The organism is Methylophaga pinxianii (assembly GCF_020447225.1).
Taxonomy (GTDB): domain Bacteria; phylum Pseudomonadota; class Gammaproteobacteria; order Nitrosococcales; family Methylophagaceae; genus Methylophaga; species Methylophaga pinxianii.
The window spans coordinates 34,780-51,276 of record NZ_JAJAEO010000168.1 but is presented as its reverse complement, the minus strand read 5'-3'; the positions used below and the strand labels follow the sequence as shown (position 1 = coordinate 51,276).

Annotated in this window: 17 protein-coding genes; 8 read left to right on the top strand and 9 right to left on the bottom strand. The window is 44.7% G+C overall.

The window, feature by feature from the left end; all coding sequences use genetic code 11:
* Positions 1-20 precede the first annotated feature (20 nt).
* Positions 21-335: an MGMT family protein gene (locus LGT40_RS07775; protein WP_226075045.1), complete on the bottom strand. Its 315-nt coding sequence runs from the start codon at positions 333-335 to the stop codon at positions 21-23.
* 176 nt (positions 336-511) lie between these two features.
* On the opposite strand from LGT40_RS07775, the gene LGT40_RS07770 reads away from it, so the two are divergent.
* On the top strand, positions 512-655 hold the full coding sequence (locus tag LGT40_RS07770; protein ID WP_226343187.1) for a hypothetical protein: 144 nt from the start codon (positions 512-514) through the stop codon (positions 653-655).
* A gap of 167 nt (positions 656-822) precedes the next feature.
* On the opposite strand, the gene LGT40_RS07765 is transcribed toward LGT40_RS07770, so the two are convergent.
* Positions 823-2,886: a protein-L-isoaspartate(D-aspartate) O-methyltransferase gene (locus tag LGT40_RS07765; RefSeq protein WP_226075036.1), complete on the bottom strand. Its 2,064-nt coding sequence runs from the start codon at positions 2,884-2,886 to the stop codon at positions 823-825.
* A gap of 383 nt (positions 2,887-3,269) precedes the next feature.
* On the opposite strand from LGT40_RS07765, the gene LGT40_RS07760 reads away from it, so the two are divergent.
* Genes LGT40_RS07760 through LGT40_RS07750 form a run of 3 tightly spaced genes read left to right on the top strand, consistent with a single transcriptional unit; the run spans position 3,270 to position 4,720 of the window.
* On the top strand, positions 3,270-3,707 hold the full coding sequence (locus LGT40_RS07760; protein ID WP_226075028.1) for a DUF3617 domain-containing protein: 438 nt from the start codon (positions 3,270-3,272) through the stop codon (positions 3,705-3,707).
* 52 nt (positions 3,708-3,759) lie between these two features.
* Positions 3,760-4,179 carry an MAPEG family protein gene (locus LGT40_RS07755; RefSeq protein ID WP_226075026.1) on the top strand — a complete coding sequence of 140 codons (420 nt, stop codon included), beginning with the start codon at positions 3,760-3,762 and terminating at the stop codon, positions 4,177-4,179.
* Between the two features lie 4 nt (positions 4,180-4,183).
* Positions 4,184-4,720 (top strand): gamma carbonic anhydrase family protein, encoded by a 537-nt coding sequence (locus LGT40_RS07750; protein ID WP_226075023.1) that lies wholly within the window; start codon positions 4,184-4,186, stop codon positions 4,718-4,720.
* Here LGT40_RS07750 and LGT40_RS07745 read toward each other — a convergent pair.
* Positions 4,717-5,568: an HDOD domain-containing protein gene (locus LGT40_RS07745; RefSeq protein ID WP_226075021.1), complete on the bottom strand. Its 852-nt coding sequence runs from the start codon at positions 5,566-5,568 to the stop codon at positions 4,717-4,719. The two genes, LGT40_RS07750 and LGT40_RS07745, sit on opposite strands and share 4 nt — an antisense overlap.
* Positions 5,569-5,849: 281 nt before the next feature.
* Here LGT40_RS07745 and LGT40_RS07740 point away from each other — a divergent pair, with 281 nt between their 5' ends.
* The gene (locus tag LGT40_RS07740) at positions 5,850-7,031 is read left to right on the top strand and encodes a cyclic di-GMP phosphodiesterase (protein ID WP_247363616.1); all 1,182 of its coding nucleotides are present in this window, start codon (positions 5,850-5,852) and stop codon (positions 7,029-7,031) included.
* Between the two features lie 51 nt (positions 7,032-7,082).
* Here LGT40_RS07740 and LGT40_RS07735 read toward each other — a convergent pair whose 3' ends face one another.
* The 5 genes from LGT40_RS07735 to LGT40_RS07715 form a co-directional block, all read right to left on the bottom strand.
* A complete protein-coding gene (locus LGT40_RS07735) occupies positions 7,083-7,844 on the bottom strand; it encodes an ABC transporter permease (protein WP_226075016.1) in 762 nt (253 codons plus the stop codon).
* Positions 7,841-8,770, bottom strand: coding sequence for an ABC transporter ATP-binding protein (locus tag LGT40_RS07730; RefSeq protein WP_226075014.1), 930 nt, complete (start codon positions 8,768-8,770; stop codon positions 7,841-7,843). Before LGT40_RS07730 ends, LGT40_RS07735 begins: the two co-directional genes overlap by 4 nt.
* Positions 8,771-8,989: 219 nt before the next feature.
* The gene (locus tag LGT40_RS07725; RefSeq protein ID WP_226075012.1) at positions 8,990-9,844 is read right to left on the bottom strand and encodes a hypothetical protein; all 855 of its coding nucleotides are present in this window, start codon (positions 9,842-9,844) and stop codon (positions 8,990-8,992) included.
* 4 nt (positions 9,845-9,848) lie between these two features.
* The gene (locus LGT40_RS07720) at positions 9,849-10,304 is read right to left on the bottom strand and encodes a hypothetical protein (RefSeq protein ID WP_226075010.1); all 456 of its coding nucleotides are present in this window, start codon (positions 10,302-10,304) and stop codon (positions 9,849-9,851) included.
* Positions 10,305-10,492: 188 nt separating this feature from the next.
* The gene (locus LGT40_RS07715; protein ID WP_226075008.1) at positions 10,493-10,801 is read right to left on the bottom strand and encodes a DUF3144 domain-containing protein; all 309 of its coding nucleotides are present in this window, start codon (positions 10,799-10,801) and stop codon (positions 10,493-10,495) included.
* A 247-nt stretch (positions 10,802-11,048) separates the two neighbouring features.
* Here LGT40_RS07715 and LGT40_RS07710 point away from each other — a divergent pair, with 247 nt between their 5' ends.
* Entirely contained in the window at positions 11,049-12,278 is a 1,230-nt protein-coding gene (locus LGT40_RS07710; RefSeq protein ID WP_226075000.1) for an APC family permease, read from the top strand.
* Between the two features lie 123 nt (positions 12,279-12,401).
* Complete coding sequence (locus LGT40_RS07705; RefSeq protein ID WP_226074998.1) at positions 12,402-13,172, top strand: DeoR/GlpR family DNA-binding transcription regulator; 771 nt, start codon at positions 12,402-12,404, stop codon at positions 13,170-13,172.
* Positions 13,173-13,191: 19 nt separating this feature from the next.
* Here LGT40_RS07705 and LGT40_RS07700 read toward each other — a convergent pair whose 3' ends face one another.
* A complete protein-coding gene (locus tag LGT40_RS07700) occupies positions 13,192-15,507 on the bottom strand; it encodes an aminotransferase class III-fold pyridoxal phosphate-dependent enzyme (protein WP_226074996.1) in 2,316 nt (771 codons plus the stop codon).
* A 134-nt stretch (positions 15,508-15,641) separates the two neighbouring features.
* Between LGT40_RS07700 and fabG the strand changes: the two genes are divergently transcribed.
* Positions 15,642-16,421 carry a 3-oxoacyl-ACP reductase FabG gene (gene fabG, locus LGT40_RS07695; RefSeq protein ID WP_226074994.1) on the top strand — a complete coding sequence of 260 codons (780 nt, stop codon included), beginning with the start codon at positions 15,642-15,644 and terminating at the stop codon, positions 16,419-16,421.
* The last annotated feature ends 76 nt before the right edge of the window (positions 16,422-16,497 follow it).

The window sequence follows — 16,497 nt, the reverse complement described above, 5'->3', positions numbered from 1 at the left end:
AAAAAAGCAGTAAACGGGATTTAGCATTGCTCCCAACGATATCGGGCCAGTTTGATTCTCTGGCCATCAAACCCTATCCCCTCCTTTTGCAGTAACTTTTTTTGCCGTTGATAGCCAACACTGCCCAATGGAAAAGCGATTTCACCTTTGGCGTTGATCACTCGATGCCATGGTAATTCAGACTCTTCTGGAAGCTGCTTTAATATCGTCCCAACATAGCGGGCATGGCGGGGATAACCACAGACTCGGGCAATTTGTCCGTAAGTCGCCACTTTCCCCTTAGGAATCATTGCCACCACCTGCCAGATAATTTCGTTTAGTTTTAGCTGATTCAAGATCGCTTACCACTTTTCATTGTTTATTTGCCTTCCTCGCTATTTTTCCGTCTTCTAGTTGCCGGTTGAACTCGATGATAAGGTTCATCTCACTGACGAATAGCCCGGTCAGGCACCAGGGAATTATCCATGCAACTCTTTTTCACTCATCGCTGCTTTTGACCAGTATTTTGTTAGTGAGCACCTCTGCTTTGGCTGAAACACCTAATTTGCAACCCGGTCTTTGGACATACACCAGCAACGCTTCGGTTGAAGGTCCAATGAATATGCCTGCCCAAACCAATAGTAATCAAGAATACCTGACACAGGAAAAACTGTAGAAGCGTTGATGTGCTGAATATTCCTGAAAGTTGCAATGTCACACAAACCGATATTAAACATGACAGTGTGATGATTTGTTATTGATTTACTAATTGATTCGACCCGTTGAACTTCAACTACATAATGCCTTCGTGATAGCTATCTGGGTACCAGCTTTCCGGTCATCTCAAAGCCCGAAAGGATAGGTGTCAGGCATGCCTTGCATCGCTTCAAAATCCAATGATTTAACGGCCTTGGTCTGGTCAAACCAGATATATTCGTCAAACTGTTTTCTGAGACGTGCTTGAAAATAATGGCTGGTTAATTCGCTTTCTGGGCGGTAAATCACCCCGATAGCCCGCTCTGGCCGCTCTTCAAGCAGGTGTTTTCTCAATTCCTTGGATTCAGGTTTACGCAGACCGAGCATAAAGGCTGGAATGTTGGTGTCATGACATACACGTTCCCAACTGCCTTCCATTGATGGACGAATGGTTTTAATCTGCATTGATTCACCCCAGTTATCCGCAGCCGCCACAGTGCCTCCGTGCGTACCAAAACCGATCAGATAAGCATCGTCTCCAAATTTACTGCGGCATAACTGCCCCACATTATGCTCGCCCCTCGCCGACATCGAGGTAGCACGGGCATCACCAATATGGGAATTATGTTCCCAGATCACTATTTTTGCCGGCTTCCCATCATGTTGCTGTTTGAAATCCAACAGGGAGCAGATGGTGTCGAACATGTGGCTGTCACGCATATTCCAGGAAGAGGTATATTCTTTATATACGCTTCGATAATATGCTTCCGCATTGGCTATCAATCGGGCATTTTGCATCGCATCCAGAAAGCTTTCCCCATCGCTTGCCACATACTCGGCCTGTTTTTCCATTATGCTCACCAGCATATCAACGACGGAATCTTCACACCTGTCATATTCTCCCGAAGCGGCCGCCCGACCATAAGTAGCTGGATCCGATTGCCATGGTGTTAAACAACCATAGCGTTCACGAGCAATTTCTGCAGCCTCGGGATCCACTGCTTCAAGATATCTAATCACCTCATCAATTGAGGAAAACATGCTGTACAGATCGAGCCCGTAAAAGCCAACTTTTAGATTTGGTTTAGCCTGCATGGCATTATGCCGACGCAGCCATTCGACAAACTCCTGCATATCCGTATTACGCCACATCCAGGTTGGAAAACGGGCAAATGCCCGCCATTCTGAAGGAGGGGTCGTATGTTCACGAACATAATGGTCAATGCGGGCGGCATCTGGCCAATCGGCCTCGACTGCCACCATATTAAAGCCTTTTTGTTCTATCAACTGTTGGGTAAGGCGGGCACGAAACCGATAGAATTCAGATGTCCCATGAGTGGCTTCACCTAATAACACCAGACGAGACTCACCAATTCGTTCGAGTAGCGGACTGAGATCCACTGTTTCAATTGCATCGATTGGTTGTGCTGCCTCAGCAATTAAGGCTTCAATTGTTTGCGATTTATGACGAACAGTATTTTCTGACTGTTCCGTGTCAAAAGGCAAACTATTGCTGGATTTTTGCTTTGTTGAGGAAGTGTTCGAATCTTCACTCCAGCCTTCACGGCCGATCAGCGGCACAAAGTGAACCTGACTAATCAGCTCTTCGTCAAACTGATTTTCATCAATACGTGTCACTCGCAATAACCGCTGATACAGACGGTTTCCAATCGGAATGACCAGCCGACCGCCAATTTTTAATTGTTTTTTTAATGTCGTCGGGATTTCCGGCCCACCAGCAGAAACCAGGATCGCATCATAAGGAGCTGCTTCGGCATAGCCAATAGTGCCGTTCGCATTGATAATTTTAATATTGTTATAACCCAGCTTACTAAGCACTGTTCTAGCCTGATCCGACAAGGATGGTATTCGCTCAATGGCGATAACCTGATCGGCGATTTCAGCGAGGACTGCCGAGGCATAGCCACTGCCCAGGCCTATTTCCAGCACCCGTTCACCACCGTGCAAATTAAGCGCGTCTATCATGAGCGCAACGATATACGGTTGGGAAATAGTCTGGCCTTCAGCAATAGGTAAAGGCGAATCCTCGTAGGCAAACTCCCGCATTTCCAGTGGTAAGAATTGCTCGCGGGGTACAGATCTCATCGCTTCAAGTACTTTTGCAGAACTTATATTTCGATTAATTAATTGCTTGCGGACCATTTCATCACGTAAATGTTGAAAATCGGTTAAAACATATTTCGAAGACATACAAATTATCTCCTTTCTGTGTTTTATTTAGGTCATCATGCAATCATGCGAGAACACATCCTGAGCAATAAAATCGAATCGATTTTAGCGGCGCTTGTTTTTAGCTTTAGTCATCATCAAGCTGGATGACTTATTTTCAATAAAATCAACTTATTCGAAAGTATAAAAGAGCTTATACACATAATTAAAAAATACACCAGCACCACTTTTCAGTAAAACGCATAATTTTCACTCTAGCTGCATTATTCTACTGATCAAAATAGACGAATAAGTATCTGGATCCTGTTAAGACTATTGCGCTCTACCTCTCACACAGGCAAGATTCTTTACTATCGGCATAGCTTATGACGACCAACATAGCAAAACATTAGGGGAACACCACTGTGCGTTATTTCATTTATTTTTCAACTTTATGTGCCACTGCAGTCCTGGCTTTGCCCGCTTTGGCAGAAACCCCAAATTTAAAACCCGGTTTATGGTCATACACAAGTACTTCGACTATGGAAGGACCAATGAATGTCCCACCTCAAACCAGTAATAATCAGGAGTGTTTAACCCAATCACAGCTGGATAAAGGTATTGATGTACTGAATATTCCGAAGAGCTGTGATGTGACGCAGACGGATATCACCCGGGAGAGAGTAGATTTCGCCGCAAATTGTAATGTTGAAGGCATGACGACCGTATTTAAAGGTTACGCTACGTTTCATGGCACCAACCTGGAAGGTAAGATGACCAGTGAAATGAATACACCGATAGGTCCGATGATCATGAAAACAGTTTATAAAGCGGAACGGGTCGGCGATTGTCAGGGGAAATAATTCCATCTGAAGCCGATAACATCAAAACCAACTTACGAGGCTAAGAATGACTATGGGAATAATTTACTATCTGTCGTTTCTGGGTCTGTTTATCATTTTACTTACCTTACTGGTGCAGTGGTTTGTCGCCAGTAAAACCAAGGCTTCACAAGAAGGAGCCATACCTGGCAAGCTTCCAGAAAATCTCAGCCATGATTCCTTTGTATTCAGAGCGCATCGTACGTTTATGAATTCATTGGAAAACATGCCGCTTATGCTAGGCACTTTTTTTATGGCCGTATTGATTGGGGCGGATGCTTTTTGGACAGGTATATTCGTCTGGATATTTGCCATTGCCCGAATCCTGCACATGGCGCTTTATTACGCAATTGCCACAGAGCAAAACCCCAGTCCCAGAACATGGTTTTTCATGATTGGGCTGTTGGCTAATGTCGCATTACTGGTGTTATGCGGTATAACACTGCTGAGTTAGTCTGATGGTCATCAAAGCGTTTCGAGGTAACAGTCCCAAATTTGGTCAACGGGTCTGGATTGATGATACTGCCTCACTGATTGGCGATATTGAAATTGGTGATGACAGCTCAGTCTGGCCGCTGGTATCCATTCGTGGCGATATGCATCAAATACGCATTGGTGCCCGCACCAGCATTCAGGATAATTCGTGTTTACATATAACCCATGCCAGTGAATTTAATCCGCAAGGTCATCCTTTAATTATCGGTAATGATGTTACGATCGGTCATATGGTGATGTTGCATGGCTGCACGATTGGTAATCAGGTGTTGGTCGGTATGTCTTCGACCATTCTGGATGGTGTGGTGGTGGAAGATAACGTGGTTATCGGTGCTGGCTCATTGGTGCCACCCGGCAAAAAACTCGTATCCGGTTATCTCTATCTCGGCTCACCAGTGAAACAAGTTCGCCCGTTGACTGAAGGTGAACTGAATTATTTTCATTATGCCTGCCAGAATTATGTGAAATTGAAAAACGAATATCTGAATAACGCTGATTAGGCTGTCAGCTGTATCAGTCGTTCGCTGATCTGATCTTTCCTGGTTAATAACTTCTCGGTATCAGCTGATTCAAAATCAATAATTTCGATGCATGAGTGAGGAAAATCATCTGCCAACTCATCATTCAGCATCGCCTCAGCAGCATATCTAGCCATATTTACGACTGCAGCCAATTGACCAGCCGCCTTATCAGATGAAGGTGTTTCTAAATGCTGAATAGTTTCAATGACAAGAGTCGGCATACGCCAACGAATAACGATCATCTGCGAAACAGCCAGCCAATATTTTTCCTCCAGTTGATGAACAATGACGTCATCTAACGGCAAGGTTTGCTGACCGGCAATATCAATCAGCGTCTGGAGAACCGCAGGACGGCCAATTGAATGAATCAATCCTGCCAGAAAAGCCACTTCGACATTTACGTTACAATGGCTGGCGATTTCCTTAGCCCACAATGAGGTTGCCAATGCTTGGCGCCAAACTGCTTCGGCATAGTCTTCATAGCCAGGAATATTAAATAATTTCGCATTGAGTACGGCACTAATAGCGATTTCACTGATAGTGGTCATCCCCAGGCGAGCGATGGCCTGTTGCAGCGAGTTCAGATTCGCCATCGGCGTATATGCCGCCGAGTTGGCAATTCGCATCACGTGCCCGGCGAGTGACGGATCAGTTTCAATCAACTTGGCCATTTTACTCGCATCAGACTCCCTATCATTCGCCAGCATAAAGGCTTTATTTGCTATTTCTGGCAGAACGGGAACCTCTACAAATCCCTCTGCAATTGCCTGATTTAATAAATCTTCCAGTTCTGATTGTTGTGGTTCCATCGCTTCATCGTCGTGCATTTCGCCATCCATTTATGATTATTGCAAGAAGTTTTCATGCCATCATTACGAGGCTGTTTCTAACCAAGATGATTCACTCAATTTATGCGTTTTTATTACTACTCTGCCAAAAAATTTAATGACTTGCATTGCTTTTAAATATAATTCCACAATTTTTATAATGTAAATACATTTATTTCACATTCTGTCAGCTAATATCCGGCATAGATAAAATAAATCATGTCTCATTAAGGACAATCACATTGGCAAGATGCATTTCTTCAAAGGATCTCCGGCTAGGTATGTTTATCCAAAAACTTGGCGGCTCATGGATAACTCATCCCTTTTTACGGAGCAGCTTTCTCTTAAAAGATCCACAGGACATTAAACGGATCATCGAAGCCGGTATCAAAGAAGTATGGATTGATGAGGAAAAAGGTGAACCATTAGTAACAGAATCACGTCCGACGGAACCAACATCAACGTTACCTGAAAAAGTATCCGAAACGACCATCAATTCCTCACCAAAAGAAGAGAAAAAAAACACTGCCGGGAGCTTGATGGAAATCGACATTATTCGTGCCCGTAAACTTTTCAAGGATGCAAAGCCCCAAGTGATGGCAATGTACAAAGATGCCAGACTGGGAAAAGCGATTGATCCACAAACGACATTAGCGTTAGTGAATGAAATTGATCTCTTAGTGCAAAGAAATTCCGCAGCGATGCTCAGTGTAGCCAGATTAAAAAACCATGATGACTATACATATATGCATTCAGTCGCTGTCAGCGCGCTGATGATTTCACTTGCCCGACAACTTAATCTGAGTGAAGAGCAGGTTAAACTCGCCGGTATGGGTGGGCTGATGCACGATCTTGGGAAAGCGCTTATGCCTCTGGAAGTGTTAAACAAACCCGGAAAGCTCTCCGACGCTGAATATAACATTATGAAAAAGCATCCTGCGGCAGGGGCTAAATTATTAGAACGCTCTGGAGCACCGACAGAAGTGGTGGATATTGCACTGCACCATCACGAAAAAATAAATGGCTTCGGCTACCCCAATCAACTAAAGGGAGATGATATTTCGATATTGTCGCGTATGGCCGCAATTTGTGATGTTTACGATGCTGTTACTTCTGAACGCGCCTACAAAAAAGCCTGGGATCCTGCAGGAACGATTCGCGAAATGTCTAAATGGGAAGGCCATTTTGATAAACAAATATTTAACGCCTTTGTAAAATTAGTCGGCATTTATCCTGTTGGCTCTCTGGTACGTTTAGCATCACAACGTCTGGCGGCAGTCATTGAGCCAGGTACGACCTCGCTGATAAAACCGAAAGTTAAAGTGTTTTTTTCACTGCGTTCAAAAGAACAGATCCCTATGCAAGTTATCGACCTTGCCCTTTCAGGTTGCAAAGAAACGATTGAGGGACCGGAAGATCCCTCCACATGGCACTTCAAACATTTGGAGACGCTCTGGCAGTAAACGATTTACTCTGCTGCATTTATATACAGCAGAGTAATCGAGTATGGTGAATCAGACTTTCACTTTATAACCGGTTTTAAATATCCACCAGATAAACAGCAAAAAGATCAGCAGAAATGTTGAGATCATCACTAAACTGAATGTCAGACTTACATCAGCAGTTCCATAAAAGCTCCAGCGAAATCCACTCACCAGATAAACCACCGGATTAAATAACGTCACTTTTTGCCAGAACTCCGGCAACATACTGATGGAGTAAAACGTACCACCCAGAAAGGCCAGCGGAGTGACCACCATCAGTGGAATAACTTGTAATTTTTCAAAGCCATCGGCTACCACACCCAGAATAAAGCCCAACATGCTAAAAGTAATACAGGTCAGCACTAGAAACAGCATCATCCATAGGGGATGCAAAATCGAGTAGTCCACAAATAACCGGGCAGTCAGCAAAATCAGCATAGCCAGAATAATGGATTTGGTTGCCGCTGCTCCGACATAGCCCACCACAATTTCAAATGCGGAAACCGGAGCGGATAATACTTCATAAATAGCTCCAGACCATTTGGGCATGTAAATACCAAATGAGGCATTGGAAGTGGTCTCGGTCAACACCATCAACATGATCAAACCGGGAATAATAAATGCACCATAACTCACCCCGCCAATGCTGGTCATGGCTGAACCAATGGCCGAACCAAATACGATGAAATATAACGAGGTCGATAGTACCGGTGATGCAATGCTTTGCAGAGGTGTCCGCCAGCTGCGATGCAGTTCAGATAAATAAATAGCTTTAATGGCATACCAATTCATTTCGACTCCTCCAGCAAACCAACAAAAATCTGCTCCAATGTACTTTGTTTGGTTTGCACATCACTGAGTTCTATCCCCGAACGATGAATTGCCGCCAGCACTTCCGTGACATTATTGTTCGACTGATTATCATCATAATCATAGGTCAGCTTTTTGCCATCCTCATCAATATCAAACACAAACTTCTGCAATTCCTTCGGTAACTGGCTAATCGGCTGCTGTAACTGCAGGATAAGTTGCTTACGTCCCAACTTTTTCATCAGATCCCGTTTGTTATCAACCAACAGAATCTCGCCATTGTTAATAATGCCAATCCGATCAGCAATTTCTTCAGCTTCTTCAATGTAGTGGGTGGTCAGAATAATCGTGGTACCACGTTGACGTAACTTTTCCACCAGTCGCCACATATCACGACGTAATTCCACATCGACACCGGCCGTCGGTTCATCCAGAAAAAGTATTTCCGGCTCATGCGCCAAAGCTTTGGCAATCAGCACACGCCGCTTCATGCCACCGGAAAGGAATTGAATCTTGGCGTGGCGTTTATCCCAGAGGGATAATGCCTTTAAAATTTCCTCCAGATAGGCATCATCGCGAGGTTTACCAAATACGCCTCGGCTGAACACCATGGTATTCCAGACAAAAGCAAAGACATCAATCGCCAATTCTTGCGGAACCAAACCAATTTGCTGGCGAGCCTGGCGATATTGCTTGACCACATCATAGCCACCGACCAGGACTTCGCCCTCTCCAACATTCACCAAACCACAGATAATGCTTATCAAAGTCGTTTTACCCGCCCCATTAGGGCCCAGTAAGGCAAATATTTCGCCACGTTTGATTTGCAGATTGACCTGTTTTAATGCCTGAAAACCGGAGGGATATTGTTTGCTGAGATTACGCACATCAATGATGTGATCTTCCATCACTTGTGTTTCCTTTACTGCATTATTTAAAAGCTTAGTCGATTTAGAGTGTCAATATTCGACAAGTTTAAAATCGACAGCATTTAAACATAAATGACTCTGAATCAGGAAAATGCCTTCAAAGGTAAATAACTGTTCATTTTGCCATTTCAAAGTTAAAAAAGCGTTATAAAACTGGAGAAAGCCTCCCATCACCGTGAAAACAGCCGATAGGATGATTTAACGCTGGAGATTTTGCGATGACAAAGCTGTAGCAGCTTTTGGTGTAAACGCCTTTTTGTCCAGCGGTTCGCCAATGACAAACTGGTTAGTCATAATAGTATCGACGCTATTATCCGCAGAGGTTTGTTTTAAAATAATCGATCTGAATAATTGATATTGCGGTGCGGTTAAAACAGATTCAATGGCCTGGGAGCGTGGTTCAAAACCCCATTCTACGCCACCTGACCAGGTACAGGTTTTCACCTCATCCTGACTGGCGATACTGCTATTCACACAGGGCTGGCCTGCCACCATCGTCATTTTATCGCTTGAACGAACATCCTCACGGGCTGGCGAGCGTAACAATAAACTGGCATCAATATTGGATAAAGGCTTTAGCTGATAAGGCTGATTATCATTCAGATGTATTCCGGTTACCCCATCGGCTTCAATCAGAACATGCCGTCCACGACTGATGAGCTCAAAATAACAATGAGGCGTTTCCTGTGGCTCGGCCAACTGATAATCCCAGGACTCCAGGCGATAGGCGGTTATATTCCCATCTATCCAGCGTTGTAACCGCATTGTTCCCAGTTGACTTCGCTGTTTTGCTGTCAGTTGTTTTAACGGCACCTGTTCTTCCTGACAAACTTTGAGCAAATCGTCATAGAGTTCTCGACGGTTTTTGGCTGAGGTCGGGGTAATAGTTTGATCAATATAAATACCCGGCATAACATCGGGGGGCTCAATCACTTTTATCGAATCCACCTCGGTATCACTTATTTTAGAATCGGACAGCTCATGCTCTATCACGAATACAAGAGCCAATAATCCGATAAAAGCCAGCAGCCAAAGTAAGGAAGTGAATTTCAATCCATTATCCAGCTAGTTCACATTCAACCGTTTCATAGCCCGTCCCCTGTTGCTTATTAACCAGTTCAGAAGCTTTTTGAAAGCCAGCTTGTTGTGCAGCAGGCATATCTTTTTCTGCTATTTCGTGAACCACAATCGCGCCATTGCCCATTCCGCAAGCAGCAGGATAAGCCACCCCGGTTTTATGACCACAATACGTTTTGTTAACCGTGATTCCCGCATTGAAAAGTTTGGCGGCACTTTCAGCGGGATCGATACCGGTGGTTTCACACTGCAAAGCCTGTCGGCTTTCAAACACCAGCACCCTTTCCGACAGTGAATGCTCATTCGTGCAACCGCTGAGAAGGATCATTGTGATAAAGATTAAGGTACATATTTTCATAATCACTACTTTACCATCCGCCACCTGTTTTTTTATGCTTTTCAGCTCATCATTGAGCAAAGCGTTCCTACGATGCATTATTATCCTGCTCGAAAAATAACGCTATCTCACTCAATCAATGTGCAAGACGATTGGCTAATAAGTGGGTTCGATCAACGTTAAAGTTGAAAAAGTGGTGAAAGCCCCAGGAGCAACTGGAATAAATAGCGGCGTGTCGGTTTCCGGGTGATCGGAAAACGCTAAAACCAAAAAAGGGTAAGCGATGCTTACCCTTTGTTTTGCAATTGTTCAGAGGCCTGAACGTAATTGTCGAAATTCTGAATATAATCATCCATATTCAACTCCAACATCCGCCGGTATTCATTGACAAAAAAATCGACGGTTTCATCCCGTGCATCCGCCATATCCCTGGCAGTGGTCCAGCCAGATGCACTAAACCACGCACTATATCTTGCTAATCCATACATAAACGATGCACTTACTTCACCGGCCTCTACGCTTTTTTCCAGCTGATTATTAGCCAGTTTGATAAACGCATCCGCTCTATCAAAAAAGGCTTTATCTCTCTCACTCATAAAGGTTTCGCTTTTTTATTTTCAAAGTTGGCTATCAGCCAGTAAAGAACGTGCAGAATAAACCCTGACCACAGAAGATGAATACGGAATAAAGCACAATACAACACAGGAAAAAGCCATGGATTGATTTTACGGCAGTTGGCTCACTCGTTTTACACATGATAGGTTAGGAAAAAGCCTAAAAAGTCTTTGCCCATCATCATTCGTTGCAACGCCGAATCAAACATTCTCTTTCGAAGATAAAGTCATGAATAAATCTAATGATGCAGAACTAAAACGATCTGTCCCAGCCCCTCTTCTGGCTTTATATGGTCTGGGAACCATATTGGGCGCGGGCATTTACGTATTGATTGGCGAAATTGCCGGTAAAGCCGGAATCTATGCCCCACTCACTTTTTTACTCGCGTCCATTGTGGCGGCGTTTACTGCTTTTTCCTTTGCGGAACTGGCTGTGCGGTTACCCAGAAGTGGTGGTCCGGTTGCCTATATCAGCGAAGCTTTCGGCTCCAGGTGGCTTTCAATTATCACCGGATGGATGATTGCCGCTACCGGCATTGTTTCGGCTGCCACTATCACCACAGGGTTTGCGGGATATTTCCAGATTTTTCTGTCCTGGCCGGAGCTTCCATTAATGATAGGTCTGGTTTTGTTACTCGGCGGTATAGCGGCTGTTGGCATGAAAGGAACAGCATGGTTTATGGCGGTCACCACTTTGGCAGGTGTCTCGGGGTTAATTATCATACTGGTGGTAACGGCCGGTAATTTCTCTGAATTACCTGGCCGACTTTCTGAAGCCCCCACGTTAACCAGCTCTTCTGCCTTGAATGGCATTTTGCTCGGCGCTTTTCTGGCGTTTTATGCCTTTATCGGGTTTGAGGATATTGTTCACGTCTCTGAAGAAACCAAAAACGTCAGAAAAGCCATGCCGTTGGCCATTTTGTTTGCCTTGATTGTTTCTTTGTTCTTTTATATTAGCGTTTCGATGGGGACAGTATTGACCTTATCCGCTGAAGCACTTGCTGATTCTAAAGCTCCGCTGGTTGATGTAATGAAAGCCCAAGGTTATTCGGGGAATATTTTGGGAGCACTTTCGTTATTCATTATCGTGAATGGTGCCCTGGCTCAGATTGTGATGGCTTCAAGAGTCTTACATGATATGGGCAAGCATCTTAATGGGGTACCCAGCTGGTTATCTCGCATAAGCCGGCGTACACATACACCGTTAATGGCTACCTTACTTATTGTTTTAATTATTATTTTATTAGTGTCACTTTTTCCAACCGAAAAATTAGCACAAGCCACTTCATTCATTGTGCTAATGGTATTTGCCTTATCTAACCTGGCTCTTATTCATCTTAAAAATCGCTCTCCAACGCCTGTCGGCTTCAGCGTTCCGATAATCGTTCCTTATGCTGGAGCCATACTTTGTATTTTAATGATTGCAGGACAGTTTTTTGTTTCTTTTTCAGCGCATTAGTGGAGGGCACTTCCTGAGCGTGATTACGTAATTAGCACCTATTCATCCAGCCAAATGACAGTGAATATGCGAAATAAGTGATGAATATGGTACCTTTCAGCCATCAATAATGAGTACCAATTCATGTCACGAAAAAAAGCCGCCCGCCACAAATCGATAATTGATGAACTGACCATTCGTCCATCAATGCGTGTCAATGAGCTGGCCTCGGCATTAAATGTGACCACAGAAACCATTCGACGTGATCTGGAAGAACTGGCAGAACAAAACCTGATCAGCCGAACCTATGGTGGTGCATTATTACGTCAAGCTGTTGAACCGGTGCTTAATGAACGTCATAAAGCCAATCTGGCGGAACGGGTCGCCATCGCTAAAAAAGCCGCTCCACTATTAAAAGATGCAAAAGTTCTAATGATAGGTTCTGGGGTGACAACGGTCGAAGTCGCCAAGCGTATTGCCTATGAAATGAATCATATTACGGTGATTACACATTCTTTTGGGGTGGCCACGGTGTTGTCCTTTAATCCGACAATCAAAGTTATTATGGCGCCGGGTATTTACCATGCTGAAGAAGGCGCTACTCACGGTTCGGTGACATGTCAGTTTCTGGCAAATTACACTGCTGACTGGGCGATTCTGGGTGCCAGTGGATTAGCGCCTACCGGACCGACGGATGCACTCGTTGATGCGGCGGATGTCTATCAACAGATGATTCGGCAAAGCTCACACAATATGGTTGTGGCTGATCACAGTAAATTCGATCGCATGGCTACGGCGCGTTATGCGAAGTGGAATGAAATTGACCATTTAATTACCGATCAAAAACCCAGCGGGCCACTTAAAAAAGCTTTATCCAGCGAACAGGTTAAAATTATTGAGGCGTCGCTCCAATAATGGCTGTTCCCGATGCATATTAAACCTGCTGAGAAAACGCCTCTAAAAAGAATTCCGCTTCAGATTGCGTCAGTGTTAACAACGGCCTTAATTTTAAGGTGGCGCCAAACCGACCTGCAGCGCCGATCAACACTCCAGCCACTTTTAAATTATTAATCACCTGTTTGGTTTTGAGCGGATCCGGGATGTGTTTATTATCTCGTTTGCCGATATCAATTCCCAGAAATAAACCCTGCCCCCTCACCTCGGCCACGTAAGCTGACTGCTTAGCGATGGATTGCAATTGATTTTTTAAATATTGCCCCATTTTCAGAGCATTATCCTGCAGGTTTTCCTGCCTGATAGTGTCAAGGACTGCCTGACCCGCTGCAGCGGCAACCGGATTACCGCCAAATGTATTGAAATAACCTACATCAGCACAAAAACTTTCCAGATAGTCTGATTTTGTGGCGACGGCCGCCATCGGAAAACCATTGCCCATCGGCTTTCCCATCGTCACAATATCCGGTATTACTCCATGGAAATCAAAGCCCCAGAAGCTTTCCCCCATTCGGGCAAAACCCGGCTGTACTTCATCGGCGATAAATACACCGCCTGCGTTATGCACTACATCCACTGCTTTTTTTAGAAAACCTCTGGGCTCGGTGTAAATGCCATCAGAGGAAAAAATGGTATCCACTAATAATGCCGCGAGGTTAAACCCTCTTTCCTGCAACAGCGTAATCGCCTCAGATACACGTGCAGCAAAGCCTGTTTCAATATCCTGCCCATAAACAGCAGAGTTTGGTGCTGGTATGGCCACAACATGATCCCGCAACTGGCCCTGTTTGATAATCGATGGCGATACCTCGGTGACCAGACTGGTATTACCGTGATAGGCATCCTCCGTCACAATAAACCCTTGCCCACCAGAAGCCTGTTTGGCCAGTCGCATCGCTAAATCATTGGCCTCACTCCCTGAGCAGGTCATTACAATATTATCTATGGACTCAGGTAACGTGGCTTTTAAGGATTCAAGATAATCATCGACTACCGAAACCAGATAACGGGTATGTACATTCAATGTGGCGATTTGCTTTGACACAGCCTTAACAACATTTGGGTGGCAATGTCCCAGACAAGGCACATTATTGTAAAAATCAAGATAACGTTTACCATCGGCAGCCTGCATCCAGGCACCTTGTGCCGACACCATTTCAATAGGATCCTGATAGAACAGGACCGAGGCAGCGCCCAGGTTATTCAAGCGTCGCGTTACATTTTGTGAATGTCCACCCTTATCGGCCTCAAAGGCATTCATATCCAGAATTCGTTTTTCAGTTAAGTCATTACTCTGTTTGGCCTGTTGTTGCAGATATTTTTTTGCCAGTTCAATGGTGCCGAAGGTGAAATGTTCAAATCCTGCCTCCGCAGCAGTTTCTGTTTCCGGATGACTTGCCACCCAGGCAGTCAGCAACAACCTGCGAAACATCACAAATGTTGAGATCATCGCTTCATCATCGATAGATAAAGGCGCTATGGATTTATAGCCACGCACCCAGGCACGTTCCAGTTCCGGCAATAAGGGAGACGTTTCCAGAAAGGACACGGCAGAGGCAAAATCATAGATAAACCAGCTAAACCCGCAGTCATCAAAATCAATCACACTTAACTGCTTGCCATCGATTAATAAATTTGCCAATCGCAAATCTGCATGTACCAATCCGAAGCGATCAGGTCCTTCACCATAGTGGTGTAATTTTTCTTCCAACACGTCGCACAATTGTTCTAATATCGCCTGGCCTTGTTGATCCAGCCCAGGAGCTTCACGCCAATCTCCCCATAAGGGCTCAGCCCCAAAAGCACTGTCAAAATTCCACTTTTTTCGAACAAACCCTTCCGGCAAGGTCCATTGTTTTGCCTGTTGATGCAATCTGGCAGAGGTCGCCCCTAGTACTTCAAATCCTTCTATCAGCGACTTGTCTTCATCTGGTTGTTTACCCGGCATAAACTCAAATGCCACCACATAACGTTCCATCCCATCATCACTAAAGGAAGCCACCATCGAACCGTCCCGACGGACTAACGGTTCCGGTGTGTTAAGCAACGCTTGTTCCCGAAGCGATTGAATCCAGCGTAATTCGGAAAGAATTTCATTTTTGGAGTGATACTCAGGCCGATGCACACGAATAATAAAGCGTTGATTATTTTCTTCATCAGTCACCATAAACGTGGCATTTTCAGAAACCGTCAATAACGCAATATCGGCATTTTCCTTGATATTCCAATGCCCCAGTAATTTTTTGACCTCTTCAGCCAATCGCTGCAGATAATGGTTGTTATATAACCCGGTCATAACGCAACCCCAGATAAACAGTGATGAAATAGTTATAACGTCAAAATGTCCGACTTGCAATATTTTTGTTGCAAAGAAAAAGATTTATGCTAAAAATACCTTTAACTGATTAACTCAACTTCTGGAGGTATTTCATGCTCACATCCATTCAAGATAAAACCGTTATCGTGACCGGAGGCTCAAAAGGAATTGGTAAAGGTATTGCCAGCGTCTTTGCCAGGCAGGGAGCCAATGTGATGATTGCTGCACGCGGCGAAACCGCAGCGAAGGAAACCGTGGACGAGATTAATGCAGCAGGCGGCACCGCCAAATACTATCTATGTGACGTTGCCGATTGGGAACAGGTTCAAGCGCTGGTTGAGCATACCGAAAACACATTTGGCCCGGTTGATATTCTTTGCGCCAATGCCGGCACCTTCCCACAAAAGAAAATTGTCGATCTCTCACCGAAAGAGTGGGATGACATCATGTCGACCAATCTGAAAAGCACCTTTCTATGTGTCAAAGCCTGTATTCCCCACTTTGAAAAGCTCGGTAAAGGTCGCGTCGTGATCACCTCATCAATCACCGGCCCCATTACCGGCTACCCGGGATGGGCACATTATGGGGCGACCAAAGCGGGACAACTTGGTTTTATGAAAACCGCGGCGATGGAACTGGCACGTTATAACACCACTATTAATGCCGTTATGCCCGGCAATATTGTCACTGAAGGTTTAGCCAGCCTGGGAGAAGATTATCTCAACAGCATGGCTGCAGCGATCCCGTTGAAAAGACTTGGCGCAGTTGAAGATATTGCTAATGCGGCCTTGTTTTTTGCCTCCGATGAAGCAGCTTATATCACCGGTCAGCAGATGGTTATTGATGGCGGACAGACCTTACCAGAGTGCGCCGAAGCCGTAGACGAAATATAGAATGTCTAAAGCAAGATGCGATGTCAGCGGAAAAGCTGGCTGTGCGTTTTACGAACGTCAGTACAAAAGGCTGCCT

Excerpts from the sequence above, each read along its gene's own strand:
- LGT40_RS07765 (WP_226075036.1), bottom strand. The coding sequence starts at position 2,886 with ATGTCTTCGAAATATGTTTTAACCGATTTTCAACATTTACGTGATGAA.
- LGT40_RS07755 (WP_226075026.1), top strand. The coding sequence starts at position 3,760 with ATGGGAATAATTTACTATCTGTCGTTTCTGGGTCTGTTTATCATTTTA.
- LGT40_RS07750 (WP_226075023.1), top strand. The coding sequence starts at position 4,184 with ATGGTCATCAAAGCGTTTCGAGGTAACAGTCCCAAATTTGGTCAACGG.
- LGT40_RS07745 (WP_226075021.1), bottom strand. The coding sequence starts at position 5,568 with ATGCACGACGATGAAGCGATGGAACCACAACAATCAGAACTGGAAGAT.
- LGT40_RS07740 (WP_247363616.1), top strand. The coding sequence starts at position 5,850 with ATGTTTATCCAAAAACTTGGCGGCTCATGGATAACTCATCCCTTTTTA.
- LGT40_RS07735 (WP_226075016.1), bottom strand. The coding sequence starts at position 7,844 with ATGAATTGGTATGCCATTAAAGCTATTTATTTATCTGAACTGCATCGC.
- LGT40_RS07730 (WP_226075014.1), bottom strand. The coding sequence starts at position 8,770 with ATGGAAGATCACATCATTGATGTGCGTAATCTCAGCAAACAATATCCC.
- LGT40_RS07720 (WP_226075010.1), bottom strand. The coding sequence starts at position 10,304 with ATGCATCGTAGGAACGCTTTGCTCAATGATGAGCTGAAAAGCATAAAA.
- LGT40_RS07715 (WP_226075008.1), bottom strand. The coding sequence starts at position 10,801 with ATGAGTGAGAGAGATAAAGCCTTTTTTGATAGAGCGGATGCGTTTATC.
- LGT40_RS07710 (WP_226075000.1), top strand. The coding sequence starts at position 11,049 with ATGAATAAATCTAATGATGCAGAACTAAAACGATCTGTCCCAGCCCCT.
- LGT40_RS07705 (WP_226074998.1), top strand. The coding sequence starts at position 12,402 with ATGTCACGAAAAAAAGCCGCCCGCCACAAATCGATAATTGATGAACTG.
- LGT40_RS07700 (WP_226074996.1), bottom strand. The coding sequence starts at position 15,507 with ATGACCGGGTTATATAACAACCATTATCTGCAGCGATTGGCTGAAGAG.
- fabG (WP_226074994.1), top strand. The coding sequence starts at position 15,642 with ATGCTCACATCCATTCAAGATAAAACCGTTATCGTGACCGGAGGCTCA.